The following is a 15611-nucleotide window of genomic DNA, read 5'->3' on the forward strand; positions in this document are numbered from 1 at the left end:
AAGGTCTTTTTTTTATAAGTTTTCTTTTTCTTCTCTTTTCCTTTTTCTATACCTGCTTTGGGAAGCACGGTTGCAACATTCTGGACTACAATATTTATTTCTCGTAGATGTTGATTTAACCAAGAAATAGTTGTTGCAAGTAGGATTTTCACATCGTCGGTAAAGTTCTAAGTCTGGTTTCATATAAAAAATTGAAAAATATATAGCTCCCATTAATGAATCAACTTTCCAAGATGGACTCATTTTTGTAACATTATATTGAGGATGAATTCCATCAAGGTTTGAATTTATTTCTTCGCCGATTACAATTTTTGCAATATCTATGAGAGCACGTTTCATGGAATTATTGAATTTGGAGTAATCGGGTTCAGTATAGTATTCTAGTCCACTTTCATAGTCAATTCCTCTAATGATGCCAACATCATGTTGATAATGAAAAAGAAAATCAACAATAAATCTTATGGATGGATCTACATTTAGAGCATTACAATATAGTAATACGATGTTCTTATAACGGTAATCATCAGCACCGGGGACGGAAATATCATATCCTGCTGTTATATCATTATATTCATTAATATCAATTTCATATGTTGGTGGGTAAAGCGTATCAACAATTGTATATGTATCGTTATCAAAAGCCTCTTGGCCTCGGTTTATAACTTGTAGACTTGAGGCTTTTTCTAATTCTGTTTTAAATGGATGCTGACAAGTTATATATGGATGTATGAGTGACTGCATTTGTAAGGAGACAGGTTCAGATAGTAGTAAGTATAGGGTTAGATGCAATATTTCTTGATAGTTTTTTCTAATAGCACCAATGGCACTCATAAGTCTTACTGTAGCTTTGATTCGATTGATTAGTTCTTGAATAGTAGCGGCATCAATAGCTTCATATTCATAATTGCTTACAGGGAAAAAGAAACCGTTTTGCTTAAAAAAATTAAAAATAGCAGATAAGTTCCTATTTGGAAGTGAGATTAAAGAGGCAAGTATATTCTTTTCCTCAATGGATCCGGTATGTGCAAGACGAATTAACCCATCTTGAGCAGCAAATGCAAATCTAACAGGTTGATTAGACATACTTTGTATTTTCAAAGTCTTAATTGGTTCACGTCCAAGAGTTTCATGAAATGTATCTTCATCGCAGTGACAAGAGAAACTGTCATATCTAAATAAATTATTTTCAAAAAAATTTTCTTTTTTTTCGCCCATTAATGTTAACCTCATCTCTTTAATAAATAATGATAAAAATAACTTAAAAATTTTTTGCTTTATTGTAGTAATGATAAAAGTAATGTTATTTATAATATATCAAAAAATAATAATGTTAACAATAATGATTATAAAAAAAATTATAAATAGTAATAGAGTATTTACGGATTATACTTACTAATTTTGGCGCATTACAATAATAATAGACAGAGGAAAGGTTATTCGTAAGTAGAAAATCCTATCATTTCCGTCTGTAAAAATAATCGAATGCCTGATTTGCAATAAGGGCAAAGGATACATATTGTTTCGCACTGTTAACAAGAACAGTTGCGGTGCAATCGAAGTACCTTAACCTTATTGCGTCCTTTTTACAGCATATGGGTCTGTGTACTTTTTGGCACAGACCTATTTTTATATCCTTTGCCGCCAATGCAGTCTGGTGGAAAGGATGAATTATGTTAAGAAAATTTAAAACCAACTATATTTATTACTCAACTGATGGACAAGCGATAGAAATTATACCTAATGAAAATGGGGATACAGATACACTACACAATTGTGATGATAAAGCAGTAGATACTAATTGTAGAGAAGATAGAGTGATTTTTATTGGAAAGGAGCCTATACCAGTAACAGATGAGGTTTATAAAGCTTACTACAAGATGGATAGACATGCTAGATATCTTCAAAAAGATGTGAAAGTAGGAAGTAGTAAGATTGACCCAATAACAGGAGCAATTAAATATAAACCTAGCAAAGAAGATTCTATTGAAAGATTAATGGACAAGGGATTAGATTTTGCAGATGTCCAAGATGTAGAAGACATTGTTTGTGATAAAGCAATGCTTTTTATTTTACAAAAAGCTATGGAAGAACTAAATAATGAGGAACGTGAAATTATAGATTCATTATATTACAAAAATTTCACAACTAGGGAAACAGGAAAGAAAATAAACAAATCTCATGTAACAGTTGGTAAAAAACATAAAAAAATTCTAGAAAAGCTTAAAAAATATTTTTTATAAATTTGGTTACCAAACATATCTCCTCATTGGCTAACAAGTGAGGGGGTTATCTCCCATCAAAGTATACGGAGGTTATATAAATGAATGAACTAATTAAAGTAGATTATAGCAAAGAAGAACCAACAGTATCTGGTAGAGAATTACATGAGTTTTTAGAAGTAGAAACTAGATATAATGATTGGTTTAAGAGAATGTGTGAATATGGATTTACGGAGGGTGTAGACTTTTACTCAAATTTGAGTAAAACATATGGATGTGGAGGAAGACCATCAACTGATCATGAACTTACAATTCCAATGGCAAAGGAATTGTGTATGATTCAAAGAACGGAAAAAGGAAAAATGGCACGTCAGTATTTTCTTTCTATAGAAAAAGCATGGAATACACCAGAAATGGTTATGTCTAGAGCATTAAAGATGGCAGATATAACAATAAAAAATCTACAGATAGAAAATGAAGAACTATTAGTTGCTAATACTAATATGCAACCCAAGGCTGAATATTTTGATGAATTAGTAGATAGAAATTTACTTACTAATTTTAGAGATACAGCTAAAGAATTAAAGGTTAAGGAAAAAGCATTTATTAGTTTTCTTCTAAATATAGGATATGTCTATCGTGATAAAAAACAAAAACTTAAGCCTTATGCAGATAAAAATGATGGACTGTTTGAAATTAAGGAAGTAAAAAATGAAAAGACAGGATGGGTTGGTACACAGACACTTATTACTCCAAAAGGAAGAGAAACTTTTAGGCTTTTAATAAAAGGATCATCTATATAAAAATTTTCAAACATAGGTTACCCAAAATGTATTTTTAAAGGCTAATAACTGAGGAGTATTACTTAAATTTGAGTAATACTCCAGGAATAAAGCAACTTTTATTATTTTGAAAAGAAGAACTAATAAAATTTTTAAATTTTGGTTACCAAACCATACTTGTCATTGGCTAATAAGTGAAGGGGTTAATTAAAAAATGAAGGGAGTAAAAATATATGGAGGCAAATGTAAACAAAGAAATGCAAGAGGAAATGGTTGGTGTTCTTACTGCAATAAGTATTGTATCTAAGAGAGTAGCTACAAGATTAATAGAACAAAGTGAAAAAGAAAATAAGAAAGGAGAAGTAAGGCATGAACAAAATTGAAATAATTCAACACATTATAGACAATCTAAAGGGTATTACTGGTAGTTTAGAAACTTTAACAAAAGTATTAAATGAGCCAGTAAATTCAGAAGAAGTAGAAGGAAAAGAAAATGCAGTAAAAGAGTCTAAGGTTAAAGCAAATAAAGAAGATTCACAAGAGCAAAAACAACCAACCTTAGAAGAAGTTAGAGCAGTTATGGCTGAGAAAAATCGTGAAGGACATAGAGAAGAGGTTAAGGCAATTATAGTAAAGTATGGAGCAAATAAGTTAACTGCACTTGAGCCAAAGTGTTATGCAGAGGTACTTAAGGAAGTTGGTGAAATAAAATGAGTGGTTCTTATAATGAGCATTCTAAATTTTCACCATCAGCGGCTCATAGAATTTTAGCTTGCACACCTTCAATGCTTTTAGAGCAGCAGTTTCCAAATGAGACAAGCACCTATGCAGAAGAAGGAACTGCGGCACATGATCTCGCTGAACATAAATTAAAGAAAGCTTTAAAAATGAGGTCAAGAAAACCCGTTAGCAAGTATGATTCAGATGAAATGGATGAGTATACAGATATTTATGTAGAGTACAGCTTAGGAATTATAGAAAAGGCTAGGGAAAATTGCAAAGACCTTCAGATTTTAATTGAGCAAAAGTTAGATTTTAGTGACTATGTTGAAGGTGGCTTTGGAACTGGAGATCTTGTGATAGTTGGAACAGGTACACTTCAGGTTATAGATTTTAAATATGGCAGAGGGGTTATAGTATCTGCAGAAAAAAATCCACAGATGATGCTTTATGCATTAGGTGCTTTATCTTTATTTGATATGCTTTATGACATAGAAAAAGTTACTATGACTATAGTTCAGCCAAGAGTAGATAACTTTTCTACCTATGAAATAACTGTAGATGAACTTCTTAAATGGGCAGAAGAAGAACTAAAACCAAAAGCAGAATTAGCATTAAAAGGAGAAGGAGAATTTTGTGCTGGAGAACATTGTAGGTTTTGCAGAGCTAAAAATCAGTGTAGAGCTAGAGCAGTTAAAAATTTAGAACTTTTGAAATATGAATTTTCTGACCCAGCATTACTTTCAGATGATGAAATATCTGAAATTATGGGAGTTGCAGAAGAACTTTCTAAGTGGGCAAGTGATATTTATACCTATGCTACAGCACTTGCTATTAATGAAGGCAAAAATTGGAATGGATTTAAACTTGTAGAAGGAAGGACTAGAAGAAAATATACGGATGAAGAAGCTGTAGCTCAAGCTGCAAAGGGTGCTGGATATAGTGATATTTATAAGAAGAACTTAATTTCCATAACTGAGATGGAAAAGTTAATGGGAAAGAAAAAGTTTAAGGATATATTAGGCTCTTTTGTAGAAAAACCAAAAGGTAAATTAACATTAGTTTTAGATACAGATAAAAGAAATGCAGTAGATGTAGTAGCTGGAGAGTTTCAAGTTGAAGAATAATATACAGCTTAAAATAGCTGAATTTAAAATATTAGGAGGATTTTGTTATGAGTAAAAATACAAAAGTAGTAATACCAGGGAGATTAAGTTATACAAATCTATTTGAGCCAAAAAGTATTAATGGAAGTGAGCCTAAGTATAGTGTTTCTATAATTATACCTAAAGGTGATAAGAAAACTTTAACTATGATTCAAAAAGCAGTTGAAGATGCTAAAAAAGAAGGTATAGGTAAGTTTGGTGGAAAGATTCCTAAAAACTTAAAAACTCCACTAAGAGATGGGGATATTGACAGACCCGATGATCCAGCATATGAAAATAGCTATTTTATAAATACAAATTCAAAAGATGCACCTCAGATTGTAGATAAAAGAATACAGCCAATTCTTGATAGAAGTGAAGTTTATAGTGGCTGCTATGGAAAGGTAAGTGTTAACTTTTATGCATTTAATGTAAATGGAAATCGTGGAATTGCAGCAGGTCTTGGTAATGTTCAAAAGCTTCGAGATGGGGAATCTTTAGGTGGTCATAGTAGAGCTGAGGATGACTTTGAAATTGAAGAAGACGATGATGATGACTTTATGTCATAAAAATAAAATAACTTTTATGCAGGTAGAGCCTTATTGGCTCTTTGCCTTGCATAAGGAGGTAGTGAAGAATTGAAGATATTATCTATAGATATAGAAACTTTTTCTGATGTTGATATTGGTAAATGTGGTGTATATCGTTATGCTGATAGTTCAAATTTTGATATTTTGTTATTTGGATACAGTATAGATGGTGGACCAGTAGAAGTAATAGATATGGCTAGTGGAGAAAAACTACCACAGTTTATTATAGATGCAATAATTGATGATAATGTTATAAAAACAGCTTTTAATGCTCAGTTTGAAAGGGTTTGTTTAATGAGATATCTTTCAAGATTATTAAATAAAAGTATATACCTTCATTCATCTTCATGGAGTTGTACAGAAGTACAAGCTTCAATGCTAGGATTACCACTTAGTTTAGCAGGAGTAGGCAAAGTGTTAAAACTTGATGAGCAGAAAATGGATGAAGGTAAAGCATTAATTAGATATTTTTGTACACCTTGTAGAGCTACTGCAGCTAATGGAGGAAGAACAAGGAATATGCCAAAGGATGCCCCAGAAAAATGGGAGTTATTTAAAAAATATAATGTTAGGGATGTTCAAGTAGAACTTGCCATTCGTGAAAAGTTAAAGAAGTATCCTATATCAGAAAAAGAGCAAGAATTTTATGTACTAGATCAGAAAATAAATGATCTTGGATTATTAGTAGATATGAAATTAGTAGAAGAAGCTATTTCTTGCCATAGGCAGTTTACAGTTGTAGCTACAGAAAAAGCATATGAATTAACAGGACTTGAAAATCCCAATTCTGTAGCACAGCTGAAAGGTTGGCTAAAAGAGCGAGGAGTTGAAGTCCAGAGCCTTTCAAAGAAAGCTGTAATGGATTTAGTAGAAGAAACAGAAGGAGAAGTTGCTGAAGCTTTAAAGTTAAGACTTTTAATGGCTAAAACTAGTGTTAAAAAATATGAAGCTATAGAAAGAGTAGTTTGCTGTGATGTCAGGGTTCATGGATTATTTCAGTTTTATGGTGCAAATAGAACTGACAGGTGGAGTGGTCGTTTAGTTCAGTTCCAAAACCTACCCCAAAACCATCTTAAGGATTTAACTCTTGCAAGAGATTTAATAAAAGAAGGCAGATTTGAGGATGTAGAACTTCTATTTGGAAATACACCTAGTGTTTTATCTGAACTTATAAGAACTAATTTTATTCCTAAAGAGGGACATCGTTTTATAGTAGCTGATTTTTCAGCAATAGAGGCAAGAGTAATCTCATGGCTTGCTGGTGAGAAGTGGAGACTTGATGTCTTTGCATCCCATGGAAAGATATATGAAGCTGCGGCATCTATGATGTTTCATGTACCTATTGAAAGCATTACTAAAGGAAGTCCACTAAGGCAGAAAGGGAAGATTTCAGAATTGGCTTGTGGATATGGCGGCGGTGTTGGTGCTTTAAAATCTATGGGAGCTTTAGAGATGGGAGTTGAGGAAGCTGAACTTCAAGGGCTTATTGATAATTGGAGAACTGCAAATCCTCATATTGTGAAGTTTTGGTGGGATGTTGATAAGGTAGCTATTAAAGCAGTAAAGGAAAGAGGACAAACATCTACCCATGGGATTATTTTTACTTATAAAAGTGGAATGCTATTTGTTACTTTGCCATCTGGAAGAAACCTCGTTTATGTAAAACCAAGGATTGGATTAAATAAATTTGGTAGAGAAGGACTTACTTATGAAGGCATTGGAGCAACAAAAAAGTGGGAGAGGATAGAAACTTATGGACCTAAAATTGTAGAAAATATTGTGCAAGCAACTTCAAGAGATTTATTAGCAGAAGCCATGCTTAGATTAGATAAAGCAGGGTATAAAATAGTGGCCCACGTACATGATGAAGCCATATGTGAAGTACCTATAGGAGAAGGTTCTGTAGAAGAAATGTGTGCAATTATGGCAGAATCACCTAAATGGGTAAAGGGATTACCCTTAAAAGCAGATGGCTATGAATGCAATTTTTATATGAAAGATTAAGTATGTACTTAAAGAAAGTAAAGTACATCATAGAGAAAATATAGGAAGAAAGAGGAGGTAACGGTACCATGAATTTTGTTATTTCAACTGGCAATAGCCGTAAAGATAAATTATGGAAAAAACAATCAGTAACTTGGGAGGAGTTTACACAAAAACTTTTTCATACAACTGTTACAAGCGAAACCCAAGCAGAGTATAGAAAAATGAAAAAATTTCAGCAGGATAATGTAAAAGATGTAGGTAGTTTTGTAGCAGGAGAACTTAAAGATGGTAGACGTAAGAAGGAAAATGTTTTATCACGTTCCATGTTAACTTTAGATATGGATTATGCAGATGATGCAGAAGTAATAACTTCAGATATTGAAATGCTATATGATTATGCTTGTTGCATTTATTCTACTCATAAGCATACCAAAGATAACCCAAGACTTAGAATTATTATTCCTTTATCAAAAACTGTAAATGCAGATGAGTATCAAGCTATATCACGAATGATAGCAAAGGAAATAGGTATTGGATTATTTGATGATACCACTTATGAGCCAAATAGGTTGATATTCTTTCTTTATATAAAGATTGGAAGGATACATCTTCATGGCCTGTATCTTCAAGGCAAACAGCTATTATTCAAAAGACTATGAAAAAGCAGGAAGATCCTTTAAAGAAACAAGGTATGGTAGGAGCATTTTGCAGAAGTTATACAATTATAGAAGCTATAGAAACTTTTTTATCAGATATTTATGCGCCTAGTATTATTACAGATAGGTATGATTATATTCCTGCTGATTCTGCAGCTAGGGTTATTATTTATGATAATAAATATGCATATTCACATCATGCTACAGATCCAGCATGCAACAAACTTTTAAATGCATTTGACCTTGTAAGAACTCATAGCTATGGAGATATGGATGAAGATGCAGATGCAGATGAAAAGAAACAGTTACCATCCTATAAAGCAATGATGGAATTTTGCAGAGAAGATGAAAAGGTAAAAAGGCAGCTTTCAAAAGAACGTGAAGAAGAGGCTTTGGAAGAATTTAAAAATGATAATGAGTGGGAGCTTAATTTAGAACTTAATAAAAATGGGACAGTTAAAGATACTCTTAGTAATATAACAGAAATATTTCGTCATGATAGTATGTTTAAGTCTATTGCATACAATGAGTTATCTCATACCATAGATGTCAATGGAGAACTTCCATGGAAACAAGTAAAAAAGGGATGGAATGATTCAGACTTTTCTTATGCCAAAGTGTATTTAGATAAAAAGTATGGTATTTGGTCTCCTGGAAAGTTTAAAGATGCACTACTTGCAGGAGCATCAGAAAGAGCATTTCATCCAATTAAGAATTATTTTAATTCACTACCTAATTGGGATGAAAAGGAAAGAGTAGATACACTTCTTATTGATTATTTTGATGCTGAAGATAACCCTTATACAAAAGAGGTAATGAGAAAAACTTTAGTTGCAGCAGTAGCTAGAATATATGAACCCGGTACAAAATTTGATTATGTCTTAATTTTAAATGGAGATCAAGGTAGTGGAAAATCTACGTTCTTTTCTAAGCTTGCAGGAAAATGGTTTTCTGACAGTTTAACTATATCAGATATGAGAGATAAAGCTGCCGCAGAAAAGCTTCAAGGATACTGGATTTTAGAACTTGGAGAGTTTGCGGGGCTTAGAAAAATGGATGTTGAAACAGTTAAATCCTTTATAACTAGAACAGATGATAAGTTTAGACAAAGCTATGGAGTAATTGTTGAAAACCACCCTAGACAGTGTATTATAGTTGGAACTACTAATGCAGAAAAAGGATTTTTAAGAGATGTTACAGGCAACAGAAGATTTTGGCCCGTTCAAGTTAAATTAGGAAAAAAGAGTGTTTGGGATGAACTTACACAAAATGAAGTCGATCAAATTTGGGCAGAGGCAATTGTGAAGTATAAAGCAGGAGAAGAACTAACCTTAAAAGGAGAATCAGCAGTAATGGCTTATCAGCATCAGCAAGAGGCTATGGAAGAAGATGATCGTGAAGGTCTTGTTAGAGATTATTTAAATACACTTTTACCTCATAATTGGGATGAGATGGACTTATTTCAAAGACGTAATTTTTTAGTCGGTGACAGCGAATTTGGCACTGAAACTTTAGTAGGTAACGTAAAAAGAATGAGAGTATGCATTCAAGAGATCTGGTGTGAATGTTTTGGTAAAAAGAAAGAAGATATAAAAAGAAGTGATTCTTTTGAAATACAAGGTATTTTAGTAAAAATAGGAGGATGGAAGCGTTACAGGGGTAATAAATTTGGTAAAATGAGAATTCCTATTTATGGTCCACAGTTAACATATATAAAAGATGAAAACTAAAGCAAGTTTACAAGAACTAAATAATTGTTTCTAAGATACTTAAGATTAAAACAGGTACATTTTAAAAACTTGTACCAAAAGTAGATAAAACAAAGGTTGGTATTAGTATAAAGTAGTGGACACATTAAGTCAAACTAAGTAAAATAATATTTAGTTAAGAAGGGATGTGTCCACAATGGGAAAGGGCAAAAGATACGATCAAGAATATAAAGATATGATAGTAGACTTATATAAAACAGGGATGAGCTTAACAGAGCTAAATAGCGAATATGGCATTGCAAAATCAACAATTAACGGCTAGATAAAAGATGTTAAAGAAGTAAAAATAGATCATAATGAAGTCATGACCTTAAAAGAAGTTAAAACTCTAAAAAAAGAAATGGCAAAAATTAAAGAGGAAAATGAAATATTAAAAAAAGCTATGGCCATATTTGCAACAAGAAATTAAATCAAGTAATAGAATTTATAGACATTAATAAAAACAACCATAATATTAAGACTATGTGTACTGTTCTAGGCGTAGCCAGAAGCACATATTATAAATCTTTTGATAAAACTAACTCTGCAAGAGAAGTAGAAAATAAGGAACTAAAATCAGCTATTAAAAGGATATACAAAGAGAATAAAGGCATATACGGTGCTCCTAGGATTCATCATATACTTAGTACACAAGGGTTTAATGTATCATTAAAGAGAGTTCAAAGAAAAATGACTGAACTTGACCTTTCGTGTCCATGATATTGACATAAGACCAGTTTGGCTTTGTGCAAATCATATAGACAACGGGGTTAAGGCTTGCGATATGAAAGCAGTAGATGAAGAAAAGTTAAAAGCTGCTTTTGTAAAATCAATAAATAAGATTATTGAGAACAAAGAGGAGTTTATTAAAAAACTAATGAAAAATATAAACAAAGTTTTTGAAAGTAAAGAAGATGAGGAAGAGGTAAAGGGCATAAATGAAAGGCTACAAGAGCTGAAAGAACAAATGATGAATTTGGTAAGGTTGAATGTAAGAAGTGGCTTAGACAATCAGATTTATGATGAAGAATACCAAAGACTTGAAGAAGAAATACAGAAGTTAAAAGAAAAGAAAGCTAAGTTTGATAATACGGATTTAATAAGGGAGAAGGGATTTCAGAAAGTAAAAGAAATTAAGAAATTGCTTAAAAATAAGGAAGATATTCTTAAAGAGTTTGATGAGGAGCTTTTTATGCAGGTGGTGGAGCAGGTAAAGGTGATAAGTTTGGTGGAAGTGGAGTTTGTGTTTAAGAGTGGTATTATAGGAAAAGAAATATTATTTTAGGAAAAATAATGGAATAATAGGAAAAATTGAAGTATAATTATAGTAGATAAGTTTAAAATGGGATAGTTTCATTAAGAAATAGATTATAAATAATATAAAAATGTTTATATAGAATAAAAATTTTTAATTTAAATTGAGGAGGGTATTAAAAATGGGAAGAAAAGATTACTATCATGATAAAAATTCACCTATGGCAAACTCAATTGTTGCAGCAGCATCTGCTGTTATAATAGATCAATCTGGTAGAATATTACTACATAAAAGGAAAGACAATAATATGTGGTCATTATTAGGTGGAGCAATGGAAACTGGTGAATCAATTTCACAAACGATTATAAGAGAAGTTAAGGAAGAGTCAGGGTATGATGTAAAGATTAATAAGTTAATAGGAATATATACAGATCCACAGCATGTTATTGAATATTCAGATGGTGAAATAAGACAACAATTTTCTATATGCTTTAATTGTGAGGTTGTGGCAGGTAATCTTACTATTAGTGATGAATCAAAAGATGTACAATTCTTTAATATAGATGAACTAAATAAATTAAATATTCATGAGGCACAATGGGTAAGGATTAAAGATTATCTTGATAATAAAGAATATCCATTTATTAAGTAGGAAAGGCAGTATTATTATAATGAATGAGAATTTTAAAAGTAAGGAATCTATAGTTTATATAATTATTTTTTTAATAGGAATTATAACTATAATAGTATCATTTTTTATAAATCAAAATGTTGGAAGTATTTTTGTTAGCATAGGTACATCAATAATTGCAGCATGCGTAATCTATTTTTTACTTAATTCTTTTGTTGGCGATCCTTTAAAACCAGTAGTAAATAAACTTCAAAAAGTAGATATAAGTTTAAGAGAATCAGTAAATCTATTAGAACAAGCTTCAAAAACAGGAGTTGTAGGTGTGTGGTCCAAAAGAGGATTACTAGATAATAATATTTGGATAAAGAAAATTGCAGATGCTAAAGAAAATATAGATATTTTAGGTTATGCTGTAGCATTTTTACCAGACCATCCTGATTTTAAAAAAATAATACAAGATAAGTATAAACAAAATTGTAGGATTAGGATATTATTAGGAAAACCAAATTGTGCTTCTGTTAGTCAAAGAAATATTGAGGAAAAAGAAGAAGGATCTATCACTTCTAGAATCGAGACAAGCTTAATCAGATTAAATGAACTAATTAAATTAGGATGTATAGAGATAAGGCTCCATGATACTCCATTGTATTGCTCAATATATAGATTTGATTCAGAAATGCTAGTAACTCCACATTTATATGGGGTAAAAGGTTCAGCTGCACCATTATTTTCATACAAAAATGTTAAGGATGGAATTTTTCAATCATATTTAAAACATTTTGATGATATTTGGAATTTAGCTGATGAATATAAAGGTAATCTAGATAATATTCAAAGTTCATTGCACTATAATGCTTATACATTTTCAGAAGTTGCAGTAACTAAAAAAGATAAAGATATTTAGTTAGATAATATATAAAATTATATAGATTGTTATGAAGAAACAATTAAGGCTTTTAAATTGGTAAATGAATTAGATTAGAGTGTACTAGAATAGTTAACTAAAATAATATAAGTGTTATTTGGGGTGAAAGGTATGAGATATACAAAGAAAGAGATAGATAATTTTTCACAGACTGTGGAGTCCTTAAAAAATACCGAAGAGCTGATTTAATAGATGAAGATGGAGAAAATCTTTTAGATGAGTTATATACAGATTTATTGCCAAACGATCATATATTAAAAAAGTGCTTATTAGATAATACAACTTTTCTAATAGGTAGAAAAGGAACTGGTAAATCTACAATATTTTTAAAGATGGAAAGAGAACTTAGAAAAAAGAAGACATATTTGCCATGTTATATTGATGTAAAAACAATATATGAATCATCACAAGCGCAAGTTATAGATTATGATCATCTGAGGGAATATTTGACTCCACAGATACTAGAAAAATATTTATTAGAAAGAACATTTATTCAAAACATACTGAAGGCAATTAAGAATGAGTTAACTCAAAAATATAACAGTTTATTTCAGCGTACTATTAGTAAAATTATTAATACAAAGCCTACAATTGTTAAAGATAAGATTGAAAATTTAAATAATAAAATTGAGAATAATAGACACCTAATGGAGATAGAAATACCTGTTATAAAACAAAGTAACATTAGTATCAATAATAGCTTAGAACAACAAAAATCAGCATCTAAATCAATTGGTGTAACAGAAACTACAGCAACTATTAAACCAGATTCAATAACTCTAGGACTAAAAGATAATTCAAAGTATGATACTGGAAAACAAACTAAAGATATTAATGGAAAAGCAGTTCAATTTTCAGAGATATTTTTAAAAGTCTTTCAAATTAAGGATATAATAAATGAGATACAAGAAATACTAAAAGCACTTGATGTTAAACATTTGGTAGTTCTATTGGATGACTTATCAGAAATAGATGATGATGCAATCAAAATGTTTGTAGATACAATTATTGCGCCTCTAAATAATTGGTCAGAGGAGTTTATTAAATTTAAAATTGCTGCATATCCAAACCGTATTCATTACGGTAAGATTGATCCAGGCAAAATAGATACAATAAATTTAGATTTTTATAACTTATATTCAGAGTTTGATAGGAATAAGATGGAGGAATATGCTATTGATTTTACAAAGAGATTAATAGAAAAAAGAATTTTACACTTTACCGGAAAGGACTTAGAATATTTTTTCGATACATCAAAAACTAATATTAGTGAGTACTATGAACTTTTATTTCAAGTTTCAATGAATGTTCCGAGAATAATAGGATATATACTTTCTTATTGCCATCAAAACAGAATAATTTTCCAAAAGCAAATAACGAAGTCAGATATAGAAGTAGCTGCTGAAAAGTATTTTAATGAAAAGATTGATACATTTTTTCATACAAATACATATTGCTTAATGTCGCTAAATGAAAGAATTTCTATTTTTCAATTAAATGAGTTAAAAAGATTACTTATAGATAAATTATTAGAAATAAAGAAGAGGATAGTTACAGGGGATTTGAAAGGTAAAATATATTTATCAAATTCACCGTACTCAAGTCACTTTCATGTATATCCAAACTTAGAAAACTTCTTAAAGACACTGGAATTAAATCATTTTCTAAGTAAATATGATGAGTTAAGTGATAAAGATGGTAAGTTAGTATACATTTACTGTATTAATTATGGTTTAGCTAAGAGTAATAATATTAGTTGGGGAAAGCCTAAAGGTACTGAATATAGAAAATATTTTATCGAGAGACCATTTAATTTTAATAAAGTAGTTACAGAATATATGGCTACCACAAAAAAAATACAATGTACTAATAAAGATTGTGGGAAATTATTCAGAATTGAAGATGTACCTTTTTTAGAGTTTAGTAATAATAAATGTAATGTATGTGGAAGTCAAGTAGTAATACAGTCATTTTCACCACAGTTACTAAATGAAATATCTAAAATTGATCAAAGAAAATTATTACCAAAAGAAGATTTGAATATCATTATTGAACTTTCTAATGCAGATAATGAGTATAAGTTTGCAAGAGAAATCGCAGAGGAGTTAGATTATTCTAAAAACGTAGTAGCTACACGTTGTAAGCTTTTGGATATAAAGCAAGGTTTGATTGAAAGAGTGAAATTTAAGGATAATGAACCATACAGATATCGTTTAACACAAAGAGCAATCGAGCTATATATAGATGCATACACAAAAGAGTGAATTTAGGTAAATGAATTATTTATATTTTTCCTTTTTGCCTTATATAACCCCTACATGCATTTAGAAACTGTGGTTAAACTTACAAGGACCAAAGGGACGAAGTAAGTTTACTACAACTGTCCATGCAAGGCTTTCCCATGAAAAGGAGTCGGAGACGAACTTTGAACGGCAGAAAGCTACTGCTAGAAACTGTGGTTAGTTTAACTAAGTAATACCAACGTTTTAAAAACATTTAATATATAAAATTTTAATAATTACTACGAATTTGCTACCAATGATATTTAGTTGGTAGCAAATTTATTTTTTACTACTAATTTTTAAAATATATATATTGTATTATTTTGAATCTTTTCTGTTACATGAGAATATGTGTCCATAGCGTTGCCAATATAGAAACCTGTAAGGGTGGAGGTACTTATAGACGAATTTTTCATACAAAAGGTTTGTGGTAGATAAGATAGTTCTTTAGAAAAGGGAATGATTATGTCAATGTTTAATACAGTATAAATGATACTATAAAAATGTAAGAAAGTGATCATTTAAGGATGTAAGAATTAAGTTTATGTATAATAATATAATTACCAACATTCAAACGGGAGGTAATTATGATTATACAAATGAATATTAATTCTGAAATTCAAATAGATAAACTAGAAGATCTTCATAAATTAAATTTAATTATGGAGGAAA

At 30.6% G+C, this 15611-nt stretch carries 14 protein-coding genes and 1 pseudogene; 14 read left to right on the plus strand and 1 reads right to left on the minus strand.

The annotated features are described in order from the left end of the window. Positions 1 to 12: 12 nt before the first annotated feature. Positions 13 to 1215, minus strand: a complete 1203-nt coding sequence (locus tag QOZ93_RS08260) for a CGNR zinc finger domain-containing protein (protein ID WP_307355841.1) — start codon at positions 1213 to 1215, stop codon at positions 13 to 15. A 455-nt stretch (positions 1216 to 1670) separates the two neighbouring features. Between QOZ93_RS08260 and QOZ93_RS08265 the strand changes: the two genes are divergently transcribed. The 14 genes and pseudogenes from QOZ93_RS08265 (at position 1671) to QOZ93_RS08330 (ending at position 14921) form a co-directional block, all read left to right on the plus strand. Beyond that, positions 1671 to 2240: a sigma-70 family RNA polymerase sigma factor gene (locus tag QOZ93_RS08265; protein WP_307355842.1), complete on the plus strand. Its 570-nt coding sequence runs from the start codon at positions 1671 to 1673 to the stop codon at positions 2238 to 2240. Positions 2241 to 2320: 80 nt separating this feature from the next. Continuing rightward, on the plus strand, positions 2321 to 3022 hold the full coding sequence (locus tag QOZ93_RS08270; RefSeq protein ID WP_307355843.1) for an antA/AntB antirepressor family protein: 702 nt from the start codon (positions 2321 to 2323) through the stop codon (positions 3020 to 3022). 212 nt (positions 3023 to 3234) lie between these two features. Beyond that, positions 3235 to 3384, plus strand: a complete 150-nt coding sequence (locus tag QOZ93_RS08275; RefSeq protein ID WP_307355844.1) for a hypothetical protein — start codon at positions 3235 to 3237, stop codon at positions 3382 to 3384. Beyond that, a complete protein-coding gene (locus QOZ93_RS08280) occupies positions 3371 to 3715 on the plus strand; it encodes a hypothetical protein (RefSeq protein ID WP_307355845.1) in 345 nt (114 codons plus the stop codon). Before QOZ93_RS08275 ends, QOZ93_RS08280 begins: the two co-directional genes overlap by 14 nt. Further along, entirely contained in the window at positions 3712 to 4848 is a 1137-nt protein-coding gene (locus tag QOZ93_RS08285) for a DUF2800 domain-containing protein (protein WP_307355846.1), read from the plus strand. Before QOZ93_RS08280 ends, QOZ93_RS08285 begins: the two co-directional genes overlap by 4 nt. A 47-nt stretch (positions 4849 to 4895) precedes the next feature. Continuing rightward, positions 4896 to 5435, plus strand: a complete 540-nt coding sequence (locus tag QOZ93_RS08290) for a DUF2815 family protein (RefSeq protein WP_307355847.1) — start codon at positions 4896 to 4898, stop codon at positions 5433 to 5435. Positions 5436 to 5504: 69 nt separating this feature from the next. Further along, positions 5505 to 7460: a DNA polymerase gene (locus QOZ93_RS08295; protein WP_307355848.1), complete on the plus strand. Its 1956-nt coding sequence runs from the start codon at positions 5505 to 5507 to the stop codon at positions 7458 to 7460. A gap of 68 nt (positions 7461 to 7528) precedes the next feature. After that, positions 7529 to 9828, plus strand: a pseudogene (locus tag QOZ93_RS08300) (virulence-associated E family protein). 175 nt (positions 9829 to 10003) lie between these two features. Then, positions 10004 to 10129, plus strand: coding sequence for a hypothetical protein (locus tag QOZ93_RS08305; RefSeq protein WP_307355849.1), 126 nt, complete (start codon positions 10004 to 10006; stop codon positions 10127 to 10129). A 200-nt stretch (positions 10130 to 10329) separates the two neighbouring features. Beyond that, positions 10330 to 10566, plus strand: a complete 237-nt coding sequence (locus tag QOZ93_RS08310) for an IS3 family transposase (RefSeq protein ID WP_307355850.1) — start codon at positions 10330 to 10332, stop codon at positions 10564 to 10566. A 64-nt stretch (positions 10567 to 10630) separates the two neighbouring features. Then, entirely contained in the window at positions 10631 to 11131 is a 501-nt protein-coding gene (locus QOZ93_RS08315) for a hypothetical protein (RefSeq protein ID WP_307355851.1), read from the plus strand. A 151-nt stretch (positions 11132 to 11282) separates the two neighbouring features. Next, positions 11283 to 11753, plus strand: a complete 471-nt coding sequence (locus QOZ93_RS08320; protein WP_307355853.1) for an NUDIX hydrolase — start codon at positions 11283 to 11285, stop codon at positions 11751 to 11753. A gap of 19 nt (positions 11754 to 11772) precedes the next feature. After that, positions 11773 to 12636 carry a hypothetical protein gene (locus QOZ93_RS08325; protein ID WP_307355855.1) on the plus strand — a complete coding sequence of 288 codons (864 nt, stop codon included), beginning with the start codon at positions 11773 to 11775 and terminating at the stop codon, positions 12634 to 12636. Between the two features lie 257 nt (positions 12637 to 12893). Next, positions 12894 to 14921, plus strand: coding sequence for a hypothetical protein (locus QOZ93_RS08330; protein WP_307355856.1), 2028 nt, complete (start codon positions 12894 to 12896; stop codon positions 14919 to 14921). Positions 14922 to 15611 lie beyond the last annotated feature (690 nt).

The organism is Hathewaya limosa, assembly GCF_030815255.1.
GTDB lineage: Bacteria > Bacillota > Clostridia > Clostridiales > Clostridiaceae > Hathewaya > Hathewaya limosa.